At 64.2% G+C, this 606-nt stretch carries 1 pseudogene; it reads right to left on the minus strand.

Annotation, left to right across the window (positions count from 1 at the left end):
- Nucleotides 1–371, minus strand: a pseudogene (locus AAE045_RS23820) (serine--tRNA ligase); the annotation flags it as partial.
- Nucleotides 372–606: the final 235 nt, after the last annotated feature.

Below are 606 nucleotides of genomic sequence, written 5' to 3' on the forward strand. Positions count from 1 at the left end.
TGCTCGACATTCTCCGATTCATCCTTGCCCGCCGGCACATCCTCGGCCGGCAGGTTCGGGATGCCCAGCGCGATCGCTTCGATCTTCTCGCGCAGCACATCCAGGGCCAGTTCCGAGGCTTTCAGTTCATCGGCGAACGCGGCCACCTCGGCCATGATCGCCGAGACGTCTTCGCCCTTGGCCTTGGCCTGGCCGATGGCCTTGGAACGGCTGTTGCGCAGGCTCTGCAGCTCTTGAGTACGCACCTGGATCCGCTTGCGATCGGCTTCCGGCGACTCCAGCCCGGAGACATCCAGCTCGAAACCGCGCGAGGAGCGCAGGCGTTCAGCAAGGTCGGCGGGCTGTTGGCGGAGCAGGGCTGGATCGAGCATGGCGGCAGAGGGGTCTACGGATTCGGAGGGGGATTATCGCCTGTTATGCGTTTTTCTGCCGCCGGTTCATCCCGGGCGTGGCAGAATCGCGGTGATCCATACGGTATGCCCCATGTCTGCTTCCCGCTCGACTTCTGGCAAGAACATCACTTTCCAGCTGCCCCGCCGCAGCCTCAAGATCGCCGCGATCGCCTTCGGTGCGGGCGTGCTGCTGTTCCTGGTGGTGTGGCTGAGC

Origin of the sequence: Dryocola clanedunensis, assembly GCF_038405435.1 — a bacterium.
GTDB lineage: Bacteria > Pseudomonadota > Gammaproteobacteria > Enterobacterales > Enterobacteriaceae > Dryocola > Dryocola clanedunensis_A.